20 protein-coding genes and 1 pseudogene are annotated in these 20,502 nt (G+C 38.0%); 4 read left to right on the top strand and 17 right to left on the bottom strand.

Going from position 1 to position 20,502, the window contains the following annotated elements; all coding sequences use genetic code 11:
* A pseudogene (locus CP367_RS01675) lies at positions 1-123 on the top strand (IS256 family transposase); the annotation flags it as partial.
* 38 nt (positions 124-161) lie between these two features.
* Here the strand turns inward: CP367_RS01675 and CP367_RS01670 are convergent.
* From CP367_RS01670 to nagA, 3 genes are all read right to left on the bottom strand, one after another.
* Positions 162-710 carry a helix-turn-helix domain-containing protein gene (locus CP367_RS01670; protein ID WP_089147901.1) on the bottom strand — a complete coding sequence of 183 codons (549 nt, stop codon included), beginning with the start codon at positions 708-710 and terminating at the stop codon, positions 162-164.
* Between the two features lie 6 nt (positions 711-716).
* Positions 717-1,538: a helix-turn-helix domain-containing protein gene (locus CP367_RS01665; protein ID WP_089145616.1), complete on the bottom strand. Its 822-nt coding sequence runs from the start codon at positions 1,536-1,538 to the stop codon at positions 717-719.
* A 111-nt stretch (positions 1,539-1,649) separates the two neighbouring features.
* Positions 1,650-2,810 (bottom strand): N-acetylglucosamine-6-phosphate deacetylase, encoded by a 1,161-nt coding sequence (gene nagA, locus CP367_RS01660; RefSeq protein WP_089145617.1) that lies wholly within the window; start codon positions 2,808-2,810, stop codon positions 1,650-1,652.
* A 153-nt stretch (positions 2,811-2,963) separates the two neighbouring features.
* On the opposite strand from nagA, the gene CP367_RS01655 reads away from it, so the two are divergent.
* Positions 2,964-5,972, top strand: coding sequence for a TIM-barrel domain-containing protein (locus tag CP367_RS01655; protein ID WP_089145618.1), 3,009 nt, complete (start codon positions 2,964-2,966; stop codon positions 5,970-5,972).
* Between the two features lie 49 nt (positions 5,973-6,021).
* Here the strand turns inward: CP367_RS01655 and CP367_RS01650 are convergent, their stop codons facing one another.
* The 6 genes from CP367_RS01650 to CP367_RS01625 all read right to left on the bottom strand — a co-directional run bounded on the left by CP367_RS01650 (position 6,022) and on the right by CP367_RS01625 (position 10,932).
* Positions 6,022-6,273 (bottom strand): tRNA-modifying protein, encoded by a 252-nt coding sequence (locus tag CP367_RS01650; RefSeq protein ID WP_233187501.1) that lies wholly within the window; start codon positions 6,271-6,273, stop codon positions 6,022-6,024.
* A complete protein-coding gene (locus CP367_RS01645; protein WP_089145620.1) occupies positions 6,263-7,096 on the bottom strand; it encodes an alpha/beta hydrolase in 834 nt (277 codons plus the stop codon). The genes CP367_RS01650 and CP367_RS01645 overlap by 11 nt, the downstream gene beginning before the upstream one ends.
* The gene (locus CP367_RS01640) at positions 7,068-7,853 is read right to left on the bottom strand and encodes a YibE/F family protein (protein WP_089145621.1); all 786 of its coding nucleotides are present in this window, start codon (positions 7,851-7,853) and stop codon (positions 7,068-7,070) included. Before CP367_RS01640 ends, CP367_RS01645 begins: the two co-directional genes overlap by 29 nt.
* The gene (locus CP367_RS01635; RefSeq protein ID WP_089145622.1) at positions 7,850-8,983 is read right to left on the bottom strand and encodes a YibE/F family protein; all 1,134 of its coding nucleotides are present in this window, start codon (positions 8,981-8,983) and stop codon (positions 7,850-7,852) included. The genes CP367_RS01640 and CP367_RS01635 overlap by 4 nt, the downstream gene beginning before the upstream one ends.
* Before the next feature lie 90 nt (positions 8,984-9,073).
* Entirely contained in the window at positions 9,074-9,823 is a 750-nt protein-coding gene (locus CP367_RS01630; protein WP_013085684.1) for a MerR family transcriptional regulator, read from the bottom strand.
* Between the two features lie 26 nt (positions 9,824-9,849).
* Positions 9,850-10,932, bottom strand: a complete 1,083-nt coding sequence (locus tag CP367_RS01625; RefSeq protein WP_089145623.1) for a D-alanine--D-alanine ligase family protein — start codon at positions 10,930-10,932, stop codon at positions 9,850-9,852.
* Positions 10,933-11,084: 152 nt separating this feature from the next.
* Between CP367_RS01625 and CP367_RS01620 the strand changes: the two genes are divergently transcribed.
* On the top strand, positions 11,085-12,335 hold the full coding sequence (locus tag CP367_RS01620; RefSeq protein WP_089145624.1) for a CAP domain-containing protein: 1,251 nt from the start codon (positions 11,085-11,087) through the stop codon (positions 12,333-12,335).
* Positions 12,336-12,370: 35 nt separating this feature from the next.
* Here CP367_RS01620 and CP367_RS01615 read toward each other — a convergent pair whose 3' ends face one another.
* The 8 genes from CP367_RS01615 to CP367_RS01580 form a co-directional block, all read right to left on the bottom strand.
* On the bottom strand, positions 12,371-13,108 hold the full coding sequence (locus CP367_RS01615) for an amino acid ABC transporter ATP-binding protein (protein WP_005725595.1): 738 nt from the start codon (positions 13,106-13,108) through the stop codon (positions 12,371-12,373).
* Positions 13,101-14,585 (bottom strand): ABC transporter substrate-binding protein/permease, encoded by a 1,485-nt coding sequence (locus tag CP367_RS01610; protein ID WP_089145625.1) that lies wholly within the window; start codon positions 14,583-14,585, stop codon positions 13,101-13,103. Before CP367_RS01610 ends, CP367_RS01615 begins: the two co-directional genes overlap by 8 nt.
* Before the next feature lie 126 nt (positions 14,586-14,711).
* The gene (locus CP367_RS01605) at positions 14,712-15,536 is read right to left on the bottom strand and encodes a hypothetical protein (protein ID WP_005718333.1); all 825 of its coding nucleotides are present in this window, start codon (positions 15,534-15,536) and stop codon (positions 14,712-14,714) included.
* A gap of 12 nt (positions 15,537-15,548) precedes the next feature.
* A complete protein-coding gene (locus CP367_RS01600; RefSeq protein ID WP_089145626.1) occupies positions 15,549-16,232 on the bottom strand; it encodes a TetR/AcrR family transcriptional regulator in 684 nt (227 codons plus the stop codon).
* A 164-nt stretch (positions 16,233-16,396) separates the two neighbouring features.
* Positions 16,397-17,383 carry a ribose-phosphate pyrophosphokinase gene (locus tag CP367_RS01595; protein WP_089145627.1) on the bottom strand — a complete coding sequence of 329 codons (987 nt, stop codon included), beginning with the start codon at positions 17,381-17,383 and terminating at the stop codon, positions 16,397-16,399.
* Between the two features lie 96 nt (positions 17,384-17,479).
* Positions 17,480-17,893: a hypothetical protein gene (locus CP367_RS01590; protein ID WP_023487948.1), complete on the bottom strand. Its 414-nt coding sequence runs from the start codon at positions 17,891-17,893 to the stop codon at positions 17,480-17,482.
* A 1-nt stretch (position 17,894) separates the two neighbouring features.
* Positions 17,895-18,551, bottom strand: a complete 657-nt coding sequence (locus CP367_RS01585) for an alpha/beta fold hydrolase (RefSeq protein ID WP_089142974.1) — start codon at positions 18,549-18,551, stop codon at positions 17,895-17,897.
* Between the two features lie 8 nt (positions 18,552-18,559).
* Positions 18,560-19,372: a glycosyltransferase family A protein gene (locus CP367_RS01580; protein ID WP_061204363.1), complete on the bottom strand. Its 813-nt coding sequence runs from the start codon at positions 19,370-19,372 to the stop codon at positions 18,560-18,562.
* A 160-nt stretch (positions 19,373-19,532) separates the two neighbouring features.
* Between CP367_RS01580 and CP367_RS01575 the strand changes: the two genes are divergently transcribed.
* Positions 19,533-20,486, top strand: coding sequence for a DUF1002 domain-containing protein (locus CP367_RS01575; protein ID WP_005718327.1), 954 nt, complete (start codon positions 19,533-19,535; stop codon positions 20,484-20,486).
* The last annotated feature ends 16 nt before the right edge of the window (positions 20,487-20,502 follow it).

The raw sequence follows: 20,502 nt of genomic DNA, 5'->3' as shown, positions 1-20,502 counted from the left end.
ACTGAACAGTCGCTTGATGCTTTTATTGGCATCCAGGCAATGAGCTACAATGACCGTTATTTCAATCGAATTCATAAAGGCTTTGGTCAGGTTCAGGACACCTTAGAATCCTACTTTGATTAAATAAATAATTAAAAAATCAATTTACGAGAAAGATCTATTTACACAAAAGATTTGACAGTTTCAATTTTTTCTAACTTAGATTTAGGAAATTCAGTGTAGATTGCATTAATTAAATTTTTGACGTCTTCCCAATCCAAGAGAGGCATTAATAATGCAAACAAAAAAATTTTTTCTTCATTCCATTTGGTTAAATGTAACAACTTATCAATCAACTTTGTTGCTAGCTGATTCTTAGTCAATTTTCGTTTTAATGCTGCTATAGCCAGATCAATCTCATCGCTAATTTCACTATTCTCAGCTTTATCCTTAAGCCGAAGCAACCCATCAATATCTCGATTGTAGAACAAATATCTTAATCTATTTTGATAATTATTCTGATCATAAATCTGAAAAAAGTCATACAAAGAAATCTGATTAACTTTTAACATTTTTAGTAAGCGGTACATGCCCATCCCAGTTTTACCTTTTTCTACTCGAGAATAGGTTGATTGATCTAATATTCCCTGAACTATTTGTTGCTGAGTCATCCCCATTAAAATACGATGTTTTTTCAGTTGCTTATCTATATTTAAAGTCTTCTTACTCATTTTTGCCTATTCCTCAATCGGCAGAGTATCTGCCACATTACTTACTACACCTGCTTCTGTAAAGATTTCTATCATAGTAGCTGCTTTTTGATAATCTTTATTAAACAAAGCACAATAATAAACTGCCAATATTTTGTGATAAGCAATATGCGGTTCAGCCGGTAATTGCAATACTGTGTTAATTGCCAGCTCAATATACTTTTTCTCACCATTTTTATGGTAACAGCAATTTAAAAAATTAATACACAGCAGTGCTATATAAGTAACAGACATCACGTCAATTTCAGGATTTTTATTATATGCTTTTACTGCTAAATCAAATAAGCGACTTGCATCTTTAATATCTAGCAAAACGCATGCTTGACTAAGGTAGTAAAACATTTCTCTATCCATCTTGTCTTCGAGCACGACTTGCTTGGCTTTTCTTTTTATTTCAGGGTCAATATCTTTATTTGAATGTGTAATCCAGGCTCGAGCTGTCTCTAATTGGAATTTGAGTCTAGCGGGCCACCCCTCCGAATATTTCTTGTTAAGCTGAGCTTCTACCTTATTTAATTCATTAAGATCTTTTTTACTTTGCGCAAATTCAATCTTGGTAAAATCGCCCAATAACTTATTATTCTTTTTTCTATATGACATCTTCATAAAGAAAGAAACTGGATCCAAATGATGTTTAATCAAAATTTTAAATAATGCATCCGCGCTAATGTCATGAACACCACGTTCTACCTTTGAATAATATGATTCAGAGACAATCCCCGCTGCCATTTCTGTTTGTGTTAGCCCCGCATGCAAACGCATGGATTTTAACGTTTCTCCAATATTCACAAGAAACCTCCCAAGACTTTTTCGTTTCCACTCATAACTATGTTTTTCCCATTAAAAAACTCGCCCATTTATTATAGACGAGAATTTTGAATTTAGTTTAATTTTTTAAATTTATTTTTCAGCCTTATAACGTGATTCACCATTTAGGTAAGTTTCACTCAAGGTTAAATCTGGGTTCAAAATCAAGAAGTCAGCATCCTTATCTGGTGCGATTGTACCGCAATTGTCCAAGATATGGGCACTCTTAGCAGGAACATAACTAGCCATCATCACTGCCTTCTCTGGAGTAACGATGTTCCAGTCAACCACGTTCTTAACTGCTTGCTTCAATTGCAAGATAGATCCAGCCAAATTGTCGCCGTCCTTAAGACGAGCCATGCCATCTTTTACATAGACTGGTAATTCACCCAACATATAGTCACCATCTGGCATCATGCCGGCTTCCATACAGTCGGTGATTAAAGCAATGTGTTCAGGACCAACCGCATTAATCAAAGTCTTAGCCATACATGGTTGCACATGGTGGCCATCACAGATTAATTCATCGGTCACATTATTAAGTGCCATTGCCGCGTTAGAAATTGATGGCGTATGGTGGCTTGGATCAGGCATCCCGTTAAAGGTATGAGTAAACATGGTTGCACCTGCTTCAATGCCTGCGACCGCTTCTTCAAAACTAGCGCTTGAGTGACCTAGGACCACAACAACGCCTTCCTTAACGGCTTCACGAATAAATTCTTTGGAACCTTTTCTTTCAGGAGCCATTGAAATCTTCTTCAGCATCCCGTTAGAAGCGTCCAGCCACTTGTTAAATTCATTAATATCGGGATCCATCATGTACTTAGGATTTTCAGCTCCAGCATGTTCTTCCGTGAAGAATGGTCCTTCAAAGTGAATCCCTTGAATCTTTGCCCCTTCTTCTTGTCCTTGATGGTCCGCAAACATCTTACAAATTCTAGTTAAGGTATCGCTTGCAGCAGTGATCGTTGTTGGCATCCATGAAGTAACCCCCGCACTAAGCAAGCCCTTAGAGATCTTATTGATGCCTTCCCAGTCACTCTTCATTACATCTTCTCGCAATGAGCCGTGAATGTGGGTGTCAACTAATCCTGGTGCAACCCATTTGCCAGCATAATCGACAATCTCACCTTCTGGCTTTTTGCTTTCTGGATAGAAAAAGCCAAACTTGCCATTATCTTGAACTTCAAGATAGCCGCCGTTTTCTGTTCTGTTTTCTAAGAAAAATTTATCTGCATGAATGTAATAAGTCATAAATATCTTCTTTCTTTATATGTCTAAATCGTAATTGTTAATTTAATTATATCTAACAAAATTGGTAAATACCAGTTTTAGTACAATTGCTTAAGAAGTTTTTTGATTTTTAGTTATAATATAAGGTAGCAAGTTTAAATAGGAAGAATAAATATGACACAAAACCAAATAGAAAGACATCAACTAGGCCAACTTATCGGTGCCAACAAACGTGATCATTATTATGAACTTCACTACTCCACCGGCGATATTGCTCGTCTTTATATTTTAGCTGACGGGATCTTCAGATATTTTCTCGATCCAGCTAAGAAGTTTGACGAGAATCACTCATCTTTTGTTGACCTGTCTCAATTCAACAATGACTATTTTGAAAAATCACAGCCTAAGGCAACCAGCGATTCCTTAATCATTAAGTCTGGCAATTATCAACTTATTTTCCAACAAAAGCCAGCCGTAATGAGCATCTTTGACGAGACGCTGCACCGCAATCGTTTGGTTCAGCTGAGTCCACTTGAATTAGGCAATGATCAAACTACCGAAATTTTGAAGCAACACAAGAATGAATTTTACTTTGGTGGCGGGATGCAGAACGGCTACTTCAGTCATAAAGGTGAAATCATTTCAATCAAGCGCGACAAGATTACCGGTAAAGGCGGCGTTTTGACCCAAGTGCCATTCTTCTGGGCTAACTCCGGCTTTGGTGAATTGCGCAATACTGAGAGTGCTGGCAATTATGACTTTGGTAAAAGCAATCCGGATGCCACTATCTTGAAGCACGACACCAACATGTTTGATACCTTTTATCTATTAGGTAATTCACCCAAAAATATTTTGGCAAAGTATTACATGTTAACGGGTAAGCCACTGATGCCACCTAAATATGCACTAGGATTAGGTCATGTTGGCAACTTTTTAACTACCTTATGGCAACCTGGTGAAGCTAAGGAACGTAATGCTGTCATGTTTGAAGACGGTAATTATTACACCAGAACTAACAAGCCAGAAGATGCTAGTGGCAAAGGTTCCTTGAACGGCGAAGAAGAATATCAATTCTCAGCACGGGCAATGGTTGATCGCTACCAGAAGCAGCATTTTAAATTAAGTTGGATCGTGCCTAACTATGATGTGCAAGAAATCAACGAAGAAGCCATGGCTAGCTTCAGTGAATACGCCGCTATACATGACGTTAGCGCTGGTCTTTGGAGTCAAAACAACACACCGAAGGCTTCACCTGATACCACCTTTATTCAAACGGACACAACCGATCCAAAAGTATTGAAAAATGATGCGCTAATTTTACGCAACAATTTGAAGCGTAAGCGGCCATTGATTTTCTCTAATACTGGTATTGCTGGTAGTCAAAATAGAACAATGCTAGCCTTTGGTGACATTGGCGGCAACTGGGAAAACATTCCAACGCAAGTAGCTGGCTTTTTGGGAGCTAGCCTTTCTGGTCAGCCTTTAGTTGGTAGCGCCGTTGACGGTACCGCTGGCGGTGGTAATGCTCAAATTGCCATTCGTGATTTTGAATGGAAGGCATTTACCCCAATCCTGTTCAACTTAGACGATCAAGGTAACTTTAGTAAGACCCCATTTGCTTACAATAGTAAGATGACGCAAATTAATCGAGCCTATTTAAAACTACGTGAGCAATTGCAGACTTACTTATATACCCTAATCTACCGCGCTCAAGTCGGTGAGCCAATCTTGCGGCCATTATTCTTGGAATTTCCACATGAACAAGTCAACTACACCCCACAGGTGGGCCATGAATTTATGTTAGGGCCTAACTTGTTGATTTCGCCAATTGTTAACGGTCGCGAAGATGGTAATGGCAATTCAAGAAAAGACAACCTTTACTTGCCTAACCACAGAACAATGTGGGTTGACTTATTTGATGGCAAAAAGTACTTGGGCGGACGCGTTTATAATAAGCAGTCTTACCCATCCTGGCATTTACCAGTATTTGTACGAGGCGGCGCTATTTTTGACCTCGGCGAACGCAACTATGTCCTCTACCCTCAAGGCAAGAGTAAAATGGTTACTTACGATGATAACGGCTATAACGACTATTCAAGAAACCATGTAGCTACACAAATCACGAGTGATTTAGAAGCAAGCAAATTGACGATCACCATCGACCCAACTCAAGGCGATTTCAATACTTTCCAAACGGAAAACACCACCAACTTGAACATCATGTGTGACGGTTATCCTGATGGTTTGACTGTTAAAATCAACGACAAGGAAATCCCGATGCAGGAGTACGGTACCGTTGATACCTTCGCCCATGCTAAGGAAGGCTTCTTCTTTAACACAAATTACAGCTGGATGCCTGAGTTTGATCAATACCAAGAAAAGAAACAAACTGCTTTACAAATTAAGCTGGCTAAACGCGACATTACCGATTCTAAGATTGAGATTACGATCAGAAACTTCAGATATGGCAATGAAACTTTGGTTCACGCTATTACGGATTCATTGTTGCGTTCACCAAAACAACCAATGGTTGATCCAGACAAGATTAGCTCTCATTCATTAACAGTAGTTTGGCCGCAATTAACCGACCAAGTTCAAATCGAAGTTAACGGCATTTTACATGATGGCATTGATGGTAATTCATTTACTTTCCATGAACTAGTGCCAAATACCCGCTACACCCTGCGTTTGCGTTATGTAGCTGGCAACAAAGTTTCAGAATGGTCAGATCCGTTTGGCGCAATTACCAAGCCTGATCCGATGAATTATGCAATCAGCGGTATTCGCACTACTAGTAGTTTAGCTAGTCCTAAGGATCACCCAATTGATTATTTGACTGATCTAAAATTAGCCAGTGAATGGGAAACTATTGATGGTGTTAGTGAAGACAAGCCACTTGAATTAACCTTTACGTTTAATCATTTGGAACACTTAAGTCGGATGGTTTGGGTACCTAGAAAGATCGATCATCAAGGAGATCCCGTTGAAGTTAGCGTTGAGCTTTCAAATGATGGTGTTAACTTTAAGCCATACGGCGATCACTTGACTTGGAAGTCTGATAGCAAGAATAAGGTTGTTGGCTTAAGAAATGTCGATGCCAAAGCTATTAGATTAAAGGTTTACAAGTCATCTGGACCATTTGTAGCTGCTAAGGAAGTTATTTTCTTTAGAGATAAAAAGTAAATGATTCTAATAAAAAAGAGTTCTCGTGCGAGAACTCTTTTTACTTATCTTATTTTCCACTTTTCTTCATGCGATGCTTCTTAATCAATGACGAAACCCATCCACTAATAAAAAATAGAGAAATTAGCACGAATTGTGCGTCAATCGAATATGCAAATAGCTTGAAGTTAAGAACCAGCGTAATGATTAGCCACACGCAGTACACCGCTTCAAAAGGCATAATCATTCGGTCAATTTTTCTATTCTTGACGATAGTGTGATAGATATTGTCATTAGGGTTAGAAGATTTTTTATGCTTCACATAATTCGCCCCACTCACTCTTTAGCCATTCCATTGCCAAGTTGAACCAGTGCGCCGCGTGCGGATTATCCTGCCAATCTTGACCCTTATTTTCCACATTGTGACGAGCCAATGAAAAGCCGTGGTAACCGTGGTTAAACAAATGAGCTTCTGTTGAAACTTTATTCTTATTCAAAGCATCAATATATTCAATTGAATTTCCGATCAAAACCACCGGATCATCCCATGCCTGGAAAATAAATGTATCGGGCGTTTCACGTGTAACACCTAATGCACTATCCAAAATATCTTCCTCTACAGGCATTTTTGCTTTTTGATTTTCTGGAATCGGAAAACCAATCTTTTTAATATCAATCAGCGGATAGCCTAAGATTGTCTTATTAGGTAAAACATCAGTCTTATCAAAATCATACTTTGTCTGATAATTTTTATTTAAAGCCATGTTATTAGCTACACTGACCACATGACCGCCAGCAGAAAAGCCAACTGTTAAAATCTTATCTTTATCTAACTGATACTCATCAGCGTGGTCTCTGAAATATTTCACAGTACTTAGAACATCTAACCCCGCATCAGGGTAAATTTTACCTGGATCTTGTACTAAATTATATTCCATCACAACACTATTAAAGCCCTGATTATTGAATGCTAATGCTACTGGTTCGCCTTCTCTTTTGGATAAGTGATTAAAGCTACCACCTGGTACTACAATAGCTAGCGGGCGCTTTTGCTCAACCAATTCAGGATTAGGCTCTAGCGCATATGTATCAACTTGATATTCACGATTATTAAAGTTAGTCAGCGTCAGATTTTCTACTCTCATGTTTTGGTCCTTTCTTGCTCATTCCTCTTGATAGCATAAATGATGATAGTGGCACTGTTAATATAACCCCAATCAAAGAATACATGATAATTAACGCTTCATTTACAAAAAGTTTTTCATTTAAAACTTCACCAAAGGTATAGTGCAAACGGAAGTACCATAAAAATAGCGATAAAAAGCTACCAAACATTCCAAATAGAATCGTGTTCATCGCTGTACCCAAAACATCATTACCAATCGCTGTCCCAGAAGCCATTAACTCCTCTTCACTAATAGCAGGGTTATGCTTCTTGATTTCTAGCAAGCCCGAACTCATTGCTACCGCGGCTTCCGCGATTGCACCCAAAGTTGAGAAAATCGCCACTGTCACGGCAATCATCGGATAACTCAAGCCCGGCATCTGCGACAAGCCAACCAATAACTCTCCTGCCTCTGGTCCTAGTCCTGCAGCTTGAGCCAGGTATTGACAACCCAAAATAAAGAGGCTAATAATCAAACACACTAAGAAGGAAGAATAAAATGAATTCTTTGCTACCGTATAGTCATGAGTGCCTAAAAAGATAATCGTAACTAGCTTTAAAGGAATAAAAATCAGCGTCAAAATTGCAATGTTAATTCCCCATGATATTAGCATCGCCACTAAGATCAATAGAATCGTATTAATTAGCACACTAAAAAAACTACGAATTCCAGTTTCACCACCGACGATTGTCATTAAAATCGCTAAGACAACGATCAATGCAAATAATGTACTCATTTATTCTCACCTTCTTTTTTAAACAAACTCTTCCAATCGCGTTTTTTCAAGAAGAACAAACTGCATCCTGTCGCAAAAATAGCCGTCAGAACAATTCCGATTGCCGAAATCACACTTTGCGTTGCCCCCAGCGACAGAGTAAAGCCAAAAGTTGAAGCTAAAGTATTATTATCACGCAAGTACAAAATAGTTTCTGGCAGCGCACCGGCAATAAAAATTAAGACCAAGACATTAATCAACGGTCCCATAATTTCTTGCCCCATCGTTCGACCACTATGAATCAACTGTCTCATCGTAATATTCTTTTTAGTTTGAATTAATTCATACAAACTAGAAATAATATCGGTCGCCTCATCCATTACTGCACCTAGAATTCCAATCAAAGTCTGAGCTAAAAACAAGCCTCGTGGATCTTGCGTTGCATAGTCACCGGTCTCATATTTCATTTCCGATTCACCCGTTAACTTCATGATCACGTAGCACAAGGCAAAAGAAACAAATACTCCTAGCAGCGTTGCCAACCAAGTCGCCAACATTTTTTTATTCAAGCCCTGCACAATGAGCAAGCTAAAGAATGAAAAGACGATATCAGCTAAGCCAAACAGCAAAATAATGTGGGCGCCATTCAAATGCACATCCCAAATGATAATCAAATAAAAGATCAGCCACGAAATTACCATTGACACAACCAGCGAGAGTGAGTGCTTCCCTACTGCAGCCACCATCAATGCTAAAGTGATTGTCACTACCAAAACTAACACCCAATCACGCTTAGGATTAACGATCGCTGGATCACCCTTCTTGATATTGACAAAAATTCTCTGACCTGCACGATACTTTTGCGTCGTCAATTGCGAAGGATAATACACGTTTTTAGTCGTGTAAGTTTCGCCCTTGTGCTTACCCGATAAAACTTTTAAGTGCAAAATTTGCTGGCGAGTTTCATCCGCATTTTTATACACATCTTCACTTTTTTCAATCAAAGTATCCTTGATCTTGCTATCGGTAATCACGGCAACGTCGTCCTTGTGGTAAATATCAGTGGCAAAATAGGACAAGACCGTCAATAATGCTCCTACAATTGCCACGATAACTGCTATCGTATAGCGCTTTTTCCATTTAAATTTCATTACTTCTACTTCCTATTAATTGTTATACGCCTACTGTAAAACAAAAGCTGGCCTTTTGTTAGGTCAGCTCTTGATTCTTAATCAATTTGTTTAAAACTTAAAGATTTTTTGCCACCAGTGTTCCTTTTGGTCCGTTAATTGCATATCTTCTAGTGTACGGTGAACATTAGAAGTGGCTCGCTTCTTGGCATTTTCCTTTGCCTTAGACATAATCTCGTCATGCATTTGTTCTTGACTCTTATTCATGTCTTTTTTAACTTCAGCGCGCTTTTCTTCTTCACTCTTCGGTTTAGGTTCATCCGCACTCACAATTCCAGAAATATCTGGCAAAGCCGCAAACTTATCTAAATCATCTTGTGGCGCAGCTAATTGCTTTTGTGCTTCAATTAAATCTTGATTTTGCTTTTGAATGACATTCAATTGCTTCTGCAAAGAATTAATTGCCTCATTTTGATTAGAAATTGTCTTTTGCAAAGTGTTAAGCAACTTAACCACCTGCTCAGTATCCATTACATCGGTACTGTTATAAGCGGGCTTAGGAGCTGGTTCTTTAGTTTCAGGTTCAGGTTTCTTTTCACTAACAGCATAGATTTGACGAGCGGCTTCTTGCAAAGTTAAGCCACTATTTTTAGATAAACGGTGAAAAGCCTTTAAGTCATCAATATCTTTTTGATGATACAGACGAGCCTTTTGCTTAGTCCGAGCAAAATAGTCGCTCTTGCCGGTCACCTTCTCCACGATTAAAGAATACTTTCTTAACGTGGCAACACTAATTCCTAATTCTTGTGCAGCTGCCTTAGGTGCAGCCAATTCTTCAAAATCATGCTTGTTAGTCGTCATTAAAATCTACCTCTATATTTTTGGCGTTAGTCATGCTTGTGAAGCAAAGTCTTTTTATGATCAAAACGGTCCATTCCTGCTTCAATTAAGCGAGTAATCAATTCGCTGTAAGGAACACCTGCTTCTTCAAATAGCTTAGGATACATACTAATATTAGTAAAGCCTGGCAAAGCATTAACTTCAGTCAAGACCACCTTGCCACCTGGAGTAAGCATTGAGTCAATTCTTGACATGCCGCTGCTTTCGGTAACTTCATAAACTTTACGGGCATTGCTTCTTACAGTATCGATAATTTCTTGTGGTAAATCTGCTGGGATTTGTAACTTAGAAGTTGAATTATCATCATACTTATTTTCATAAGTGTAGAATGAACCTTTTGCATTGGTGATTTGACCAACACCTGCTACAATTGGCTTGTCGTTACCTAAGACAGCTGTTTCAACCTCGGTGCCAGGAACAGTTTCTTCAACTAAGACCTTATCGTCATACTTGAAGGCTTCTTTTAAGGCTGCAGTATATTCGTCAGCATTAGTTACGTGACTAACCCCAACTGATGAGCCTTGGTTAGATGGCTTAACGAACATGTCGCGGCCCAATTTTTCTGCTACCTTTTCATAGTTAAGTTTAGCATTCTTCTTGTCGTCGTATTCAAAACGCTTAATTGAAATCCAATCAGCGACTGGAACACCAACTCTTTGAGCCAAGATCTTAGTGAATTCCTTATCCATTGTTACAGCGGCTCCTAAGACGTCATCACCGACGAATGGCTTATCCATCAAGCGGAACAAACCTTGTAAAACACCGTCTTCGCCTAAGTTACCGTGAACAATTGGGAAGAAAACATCGATTTCTGGCAAGTTTTCTAATTCAATTAAGTTAGAAATGTTGTTAACCTTATGTGGGTTCTTAACTTGGTATGAAGGATCATCTAAAACCTTGAAGCTTTCTTCTTCATTAGCAAAGTAGCCTTCATTAGTGATCCAAATTGGGTGCACATCAAACTTATCTTTGTCGATTGCCTTATAGATGTTGTGGCCTGAAACAATTGATACTTCATATTCTGATGAATTACCACCAAAAATCAAACCAACTTGTAATTTTTTAGTCATTATTTTATACCTCTTTTAAATGTTCCAATCTTTAATTATACGCAAAGAATACCAGAAAAGCGCAAAATAGTGGAATATTTTTCACTAAAGCCTTTTCATTGGTTATAGTTTATAATGAAAGGTATACTGACAACCATAGAAGGGAGTCTAAAATGCTTCTACGGAAATTTTCTATTGCCGCTGCCGCAACTTTATTTATCCCCCTCGCCGGACAAGTTACACAAGCAGCGACATTCACAACACAAGAAGTTAACGAAGTTCATAATTTTCAAAAGGAATATGCGAACCTTGATAAAACTAGTTATAGTGCCGCAAATATTTATGCTAAAAAGCCAAATCTAAGCAAAAAATTTAAGGTAGGTCGCTTAGATCCAAAATACATTAAAACGCAAACAGATTATATCAATTACTATCGATCATTGTTCAGTCTGCCCGCTATCTCGACTACTGATACACTTAATAAAAACGCGCAGATTACGGCTGCTGTAATGGCCGCAATTAATGCTAACCCATTCATTAACCAACATGGTTTACCTAGTGAAACTAAGCCAAGCAATATCTCCAAATTTGTTTGGAAGCTAGCTAAAGACACTTCTGAAACTTCAAATTTAAACTTTAATGTTTCACAGCAAACCGCTGGGGATGTGATCACTGACTTAATTACTGACCATTATAATTTAACTGGTTCAGATACCGGTCACCGAGCTTGGCTACTTTCAAGTCGTTTAACCACTACAGGCATTGGGGCAGCTTATGGTACAAATGGCTACCGCTATTCCGTTCAAAAAGTACTAAACATTAATGATACTTTTCGTCCTGCTAGTCAGCCGGTAGTTGCTTATCCTAGCATGCGTCTTTTCCCTATTGAATTGCTTCAAGGGAAAAATATCATGTGGTCGCTTTATTTATCAGATAGAACCATTAAAAATAAGCCAACAATTACTATCACTGATTTAGATACTAAAGTTGTTACTACTGCAGCTCATGTTAAGAATTACAGCTCCTGTGGCTACGGCAATTTTAGAACGATCCTAACTTATTCACCCGCAAATACTAACCTAGTTGCAGGACATGAATATGAAGTTGACGTTAAAGGCGTGCAGAAGTACAGATTCAAGCTATTTAAGCAAGATAGTACTAATGACACTACAAATTATCAAGTTCAGCAGGATACAACCAACACGCCGACCAATCAAGCAACCACTAATTTAAATAGCGAAACAGATGTGCAATCACCAATTTTACTTCAAAACAAGATTTTACGTGCTGTCATCATTCCAAAAGCCACTGCTTTGCCTAATAATCAAAACACCTTTTTTAATGCATTAATTCAAAAAGGATGGCATCAAAATTTTTTCGTAAAACAGTACGTATTATCAAACCCCATCATTACAGATGAGTAAATTAAAAGGCCCAAGCAATGCTTGAGCCTTTTTGATTATAAAACTTTAGATAAGAAATCTTTTGCACGTTCACTAGTAGGGTGTTCAAACACTTCCTGTGGCGTGCCTTTTTCTTGTAAATAGCCATCAGCCATAAACCAGACCTCATCGGCTACTTCTCTAGCAAATCCCATTTCGTGAGTTACAATCACCATTGTCATTCCCGAATTAGCTAAATCTTGCATTGTTTTCAAAACTTCGCCAACCATTTCAGGATCAAGAGCACTTGTAGGCTCATCAAATAGCATTACTTCCGGATCCATTGCTAGGGCTCTAGCGATCGCCACCCGCTGCTGTTGACCACCTGATAAACTAGCTGGAAATTGTTTTGCACGATCGGCCAAGCCCACCTTTTCAAGCAAGGCTAGTCCAGTCTTCTCAGCTTGAGCTTCACTAACACCCTTGACTTTCATCGGTGCCAACTTAATATTTTCAATTACATTCATATTAGGAAAAAGGTTAAAGTTCTGAAAAACCATTCCCATCTTTTCCCGCAATTGATCAAGTTCCTTACCATCCTTTAGACTAGCCAAGTCTGTTCCATCAAAAACAATTTTACCAGTCGTAGGACGCTCTAATACATTCAGGCAACGCAAAAAAGTACTCTTACCTGACCCAGATGGCCCGATAATACAGATAACCTGGCCCTTATCTACTTCCGCAGAAATATCTTTCAGAACCTCATTTTTGCCGAAAGTTTTCTTCAAATGTTGGATATCGATCATTTTAGTCATTGTGTTTCATCCGTCTTTCGAAATAATTAAGCAATCTAGTTAAAGTAAAGGTCATGATAAAGTAAATAATCATGGCAATGAATAAAGGTAAAACACCACGGTAAGTCGAAGTCTGAATCAATTCCGTTTGGTACATTAATTCAGTTACCCCAATAACTGAAACCAATGAACTGTCCTTCAGCAGGGTAATAAATTCGTTTCCTAATGCCGGCCAAATATTTTTCAAAGCTTGAGGAATAATTACATAGCGGTAAGCCTTAGCTTGAGAAAGACCTAATGATCTAGCCGCCTCAGTCTGTCCTTTAGCTACTGAAGCAATACCAGAACGAATGTCTTCTGCAACGTAAGCACCAGAGTTCAACCCAATTGCGATAATCCCCGCTACAACAGCTGACAGGTTAGAAATTAATGCTCCAACACCAAAGTAAACAAATAAAATTTGCACCATTTGTGGCGTACCACGAATGAATTCGATATAGCAAACTGCAATCCAGTGCAGCAATTTATTCTTGGACAAACGCATTAAGGCTAAGAGCATCCCTAAGATGATCCCGATTAACACTGAGAAAATCGTGATCACGATGGTATAGCCAACTCCCTTAATAAAGTAAGGAATATATTTAGTCATCGTGTTCGTCTTCTGCGCTGTCTTCATATACTTAGCTGCTTCAGGCAAGTATTTCTTATTAATCAAATCTTTTTGTTCAACGCGATTAATAGTCTTGTTCACAGCAGCTACTAAGTCATTTTGTCCTTTAGCAATTGCTACTGCGTTACCAGCTTGTTGTTCACGCAAGTCACTTCTCACAGCCACCAAGCTATTGTCGTTTTGTTGGTAGGCCTTAGCAGTCATTTCTTCCATGACAATGCCAGAGATCTTATTAGATTTTAATGCCAGAACTAAGTTATTGATTTTGCCTAAGCCTTTAACCTTAGACTGTTTCATTTGCTTTTGAATCAAAGAATACTGAATACTACCAGTTTGCGCACCGACAGTTTTACCAGCAAAATCTTTAATTTTTTTGTATTTGGCCTGATCGCGTTTGTTAATTAAGAAATATTCGCCACTTGGCTTGTAATATATCTTAGAAAAATCAACGCTCTTCTTTCTCTCGGGATTAGGTGTCATAGCCGAAATAACCATGTCTACCTTGCCTGTCTCTAGCGCTACCAAAAGTGAATCAAAGCTCATGTTTTTAATAACTAGCTTTGCATGTAAATCCTTGGCAATATCTTTTGCCAACTCGATATCAACCCCCACATATTTGGTATTGCCATTTTCACTGGTAGTAAACTCCAGTGGCGGATAATCCGCTGAGGTGCCCACTACTAATTCTTTCGACTGCTTAATTTTTTTCATCACTGAGCCAGTCTCAACCTCCTTATTGGCTGCATTAACAGGCTGATTAAACAAAAAAAGAGTCGAAAGCATAGTAATGAAAGCAAGAAAAGTCTTTATAATTTTAGCTTTTTTCATAAACTCGCCAAATTCTTTTAAAATATAAACATATGAAATTTGTTAATTATTTTTTAATTATAAAGAAAGATGATTCTTTGTGCAAACAAAAAACGTAATCATTCTACAGATTACGTTTTCTCATTCTTATTTAGCAGCTGTAATTTGCCATGGTATCGCACAAATGATGTAAATAATTACCCCAGCAATTACATATTCCAAAAAGACGCTACTGCCAATCTCAAGCAAAAAGCCAAATTCAATATTATCGACATTAAAGATTACTGGCACAAGTGCTAACAAGCCTGAAATCAAAATTAGCCAAAAACCTGCCCACATGCCAGCAGCCATCGTATCATGAATCACCATTCGAATTGTAGCCCGCGACTTCATATCGTTGAGTAGCGAAACCATTGTAATAATGGTAACAATAATTATTATCAAATTAACGATAAACAATAAACCAGCAATATTTGCTCCTAAAGTGATCACACTTAAATTGAAGGCTTTAATAATCGCGTAAGGTGCATTAGTTCCCTGCTTTTTCAGTTTACGGTTAACTTCCTGTGCCCCACTTGACGAGCCTTTAGCAATTCCTTGATCGATATCGCTTAAAATCTGATTAGCCAGTGGCAAACTAGTAACCTTAAACCAATGAATACCCAAAGAATAATCAATAATATGGTCGGCAATTGGTTGAGTTTGCGTATCCGATAGTAAGTTTGAATTATCTTCACTATCTGCATTAATCAAATCAGCTAGGCTATCATAATTTTTATTCACTTGGCGAACAACTACTGCCCTATTATAGCTAGTCCTAATCTGTTTTTTCATAAAGATTGGATTTAAAAAAGTAGCTGTAATCAATGACAATGCAGCAATCAAAAAGATGACGAAAGCCAACAAACGTTTATATTGGTTATTTTGCTCATAACCCATTCGTCGCAAATCAGCTCTTTTGCCTTCAACCATGGCGACTCCCCTTTAGCTGAAAATTTCCTTGCCTTCATCGAACATTGTATCAATTGCTCGGTGAACAACTTCCATATCAGCAGTTTCAATAATTTCATGTCCTTCTTTTAAGGCTTGATCAATTTCTTCAGAAGAACAATGCAAGAAACTGAACATCAATGCACTCGTTGCATAGTTAGCAAGAGTTTCGGCCGTTAAATGGTGCTTTTTGCGATCATGATATAGACGGCCAATACCACTAGTTACAAAAGCAATTCCTGTCTCAAGTTCGCTTTCGTCAACGTTAATGTCATCAAATAAATGATTTTCCTTAATCCATTCATTAAGCATGATTCCCCAATTATCTAGGGTAGCATTGCTAACAAAAGCTTCAGAAATAATACGGTCCAAGCCCTCATCGTGCATCCCCAAGATAGCAATCGTATAAATAAATGCCTTAGTTCTAGCATAAGGAAGATTGCTATTAGCCATGTCATAATTATTAACTTGTTGACCTAGAGTATTAAAAAGATTACGAATAATGTCGTTAGTTAACTTAGCCTTATGAGGATAGTATGACTGCAGTAAGGATTTTGAAATGCCTGATTTTTCTGCAATCATTTGCAAAGAAACATTATCCATTCTATTTTCTCTGATCAGATGGAAAGTATTACCTAGAATAACTCTCCGTCTCTTCATGTTTTTCCGTCGTGCCATAGTCTATTCCTCTAACTTTCTCTTTTTCTTTCTATACAACACACATCAATTATATCAATCATTACTATTTAGACATAGTTTTATGACTTATCTACCCGATTTTTTGAATAAAAAATAATCCTCATAGTGAGGATCATTTTTTATTCAAATTATCAATAAGAATTTTACTTTAAACGGTTTTGTTCGTCAAAGATTTGGTGGATTGAACGATCATTGTATACATAATCGATACCACGAGCAAGCAATTGGTCTACGGAAATTCTGACCATTCTGTCTGGGTAGCGCTTGTGCTTAATGGTATCAGTAACTACGATTTGCTCAATTGGTAATTCATTAAGTACTCCAGTAGCATTCTTAGAAAGAAGTGCGTGGGTTGCGGCAACGTAAACTTTCTTAGCACCAGCTGCCAAAACTGACTTAGTTGATGAAGAAATACGTGAACCTGTATCAATCAAATCATCAATGATGATACACTTTTTGTCCTTAACATCACCAATCATGTCGTGAACCTCAGTATCATAGCGAGCACCTCTTTGATCAACAATTGCAATCGGTGCATTGAAGTATTGACCAAAGTTACGAGCAAGCTTAGCGCCTGAGTGATCAGGTGAGACTACAACGATATCATCATCTTCCTTGGTAGCAATTCCGTTATCTAAGAAGTATTGACCAAGAAGTGGAATGGCATGTAAGTGATCAACAGGGATATTGTAGAAACCTTGAATTTGTGAGGCATGTAGATCAACAGTAATTAAACGATCCATGCCAGTCAATTGAAGCAAGTTAGCCACTAACTTAGCGGTAATTGGTTCACGTGAACGAGTCTTGGTATCTGAACGTGAATATGCCAAGTATGGTACAACCACGTTAATTACATGAGCTGATGCACGTTGAAGTGCGTCCAAAACAATTTCAAGTTCCATAAAGTTTTCGTTAACTGGATCTTGGATAGATTGAATTACGAAAACATCACAACCTCTGACAGATTCACCAATGTTAACTTGGATTTCACCATCGCTAAAGTGGTGAACCGCAGTTTCGATCAATGGTTGGTGTAAAATTGCCGCAATTTTTTCATTTAATGCAGTGTTACCACCTAAGCCAATAACTTTCATTGGGTGCAATAATTGATGAAGTTCTTCCTTGTTCATTATTTACCTCTTCTGAATAAAAATCGTATACACCACCATTATATACAAAAAGGCACCTCTATTGAAGAGATGTCTTTTTTGGATGAAGAAATTTATTTACTTTTGTTTTGGATAAACAAGCAAGATTAGCCCTACAATTAAAGCTAATTCAGGCACTAATAAGTTAGCAAAGTTCAAGCTTGCATTATGAATGAAATATACTAAGCACACTGCAGCTACCATTAATGCAATTGCCAAATCTTGTAGATTGATTTTTCTAGTCGATCTAGCAATTACACTAACGATTAACATGATTATGCCTAACACAATCAATATGCCAGCTACAAACATCAATACTGATGAAGTATCAAAATTGCGATAAACCGGAATTGCGCCTAAAAGTAAGACAATCCCAAAAGTGACAAAAACTAACCCACCATTAAACAGATTAAATGCTTCTGCTCCATTATTAAGCCTAGCAATAATCGCAATTATTGCAATTACTACATTAATTACTAAAATTACCCACATTCTACTTACAAAATCCTTTAATCAAATCCAGCAGTTTTAAACTGCGCACTGCATAACTATCATGCGTCTGCCGCGGCATAATCACTAAACGGGCATTAGGCATAAATTGGCTATACCAACGTACATGCTCAACCTTAACCCAGTCTTTTTCACCTACTACACAAAGAGTTGGCGTAGTAATCTTCTTCAAGTCATCTACTGAAATAAAGGACTCAGTCAACTCTACGCGGCTGTCACGATCAAGTCTCAAAAAGCGATGAAAGCCTTCCGTTAAGTAGTGATATGGTCTAATGCCTGCACCATTAACGAAAACGCCAGCTACAATCATCTTCTTAAAGATCGTTGGATGTTTTCTAGCTAGCATCATTGCCACCAGACCACCTGCATCAAAACCGAAGCAATAGCAGCCTTCAATGCCAACCTGTTTAATAAAGGTATAAACGTCTTCTACTTCAGTCTTGTAGTGTTCAGCGATGTCGCCTTCACTTAAACCATGGCCTCGCATATCAAGCACATAGACAGTGTAATAAAGGGAAAGCGGAGCCACAATTTTATCAAACATACCGCCATCTAAGTGATGTCCATGTAGTAAAAGCAAAGGCTCACCTTTACCTAACTTATGATAATAAATTTCAACTCCATTAACTTTTTCTTTCATGTTTTCCCCTACTCACTATCACGCAAGGCCTGCTGTCGCTCTAACTTCTTACGCATCTTTTCTTCCTCGCGGTCTTTCATCATTGTACTGATAATTTTGCTCCAAACCCGGTAATTTCCCCGGAAATTATCCGCAACTTTTTTAATATTAGGCTGGTGAATAATACTGCCCTTTCTCTGCCAGTAGTGGTAATACGGCTTTTGCGTGTAATAGACGCCTTTAGCCACAGAAATATATTTAACGTTAAAAATCTGATCTTCCAGTAGTGAAATATCCCTATCAAACTTCAAATGATATTTCTTAATAATGGCAGTTTTATAGGCCTTGTTCCAGCTATATCCTTTCATTGGTGAGCTAAAGACATTAGTCAACTTCAAATAAGTTTCACCGCGCGTTAAATAGCCACCTTCTGGTCGACCAACAACGCGTTGCTTTTTGTCAGGATAATCCATCCAATAGCCACATGATACTAAGCTGACATCTGGATGACTTTCAAAAGCATGAATAAAAAAGGATGTGTAGCCTGGATCCACCCAATCATCACCATCATGAAAGGTGACATATGGTGTGTCGAGATACTGCATCCCAACATTACGTGCATCGGATGGGCCGCCATTTTTCTTTTTAATTATTTTAAAATATGGAAAACGATTGGCATAGCTTTCGGCTACCTCAACCGAATTATCTGTTGAGCCATCATCTACTACAAGCAATTTGAAGCACTTGTCAACTTGATTAAGCAGAGCATCAAAAGCACGTGGCAAGTATTGCGCCGTGTTATAAACAGGCATGATGATGGTTAACTTAGGCACTTGTAACATATTGTCCCCCTTTGTTGCTCTTTATTATACCATCTTCAATAATAAGGTCGAAATTAAGAAAGTTTTACGTGTTGTTTAATTCACTTTTGAAAAATATTTAGTATAATGTTCCGTATTACAAGAATAAATATTCGATCAAAAAGGAAGAAAAGAAGAAAAAATGAAGAAATTTATCACACTACTCACAGCAATGTTATTAAGCGTGGTCGCGATGATCTCATTTACTAAGCCAGTATTAGCAGATGATGATACACCTGTAGTTACCTTAGGTACATCATTAACTGATGCGCAAAAGCAAGGCACATTAAAGACCTTAACCGCCCCACTAAACGGTGGTAATTATCAAACAATTACTGTTACCGGCTCAGATCTGGTTAAATACTTAAATCCATCCGGTGATAACTTCACTACCTCATCAGGCGTTTGGTCCAGTGCAATGATTCAAAAGACCAGCTCAGGCAGCGGAATCAACGTCAAAATTTTAGACTACGATGGTAAAAATAATATCACGACTATTACTGCCAACCAGTACAAAAACGCAGCCCTGACCGCCGGCATCAGCGATGCCAACATTTATGTTACTAGCGCTATTCCAATTGATGGTTCAGGGGCATTAGCTGGAGTTTATGCTGCCTATGCTAAAAATGGCAATGCATTAAATCAAAAGCAAGTTAATGCCGCTCAAGATGAAATGAATACCTTGTCTGGGATTACCCAAGATAATAAAAACAAAAAAGGTTATTCAGATGCTCAATTGAACAATGCGGTTGCCGGTGCCAAGAATGAGATGGCTAAACAAGGGCAAAACATTACCGACAGTCAAATTCGCGACATTGTCAACAATCAAATTAATATTAACCACTTAGGTGACACCATCAACAACAATCAAAAAAATCAAATTGTCAATCTTCTAATTGAAATTCGTGATTCAGGGGCATTGAAGGACGGTAACTTCAAGCAACAGGCTTCGAAATTATCCAGTCAGATTCAAAATGGAGCTAAAAATATCTTCAATAAATTTAATACCCAAGAAAACCGCAACTGGTTACAAAATTTGTGGGATCAAATCGTTAAGTTCTTTAGTGGTTTGTTCGGCGGTGTTATTTTAAATTAAAAAAGGCTACAGTGTA

Source organism: Lactobacillus sp. UMNPBX16, assembly GCF_002553775.1.
GTDB lineage: Bacteria > Bacillota > Bacilli > Lactobacillales > Lactobacillaceae > Lactobacillus > Lactobacillus crispatus.
Note: the sequence above shows the minus strand (reverse complement) of the source record. Positions and strands in the feature narration are given on the sequence as shown.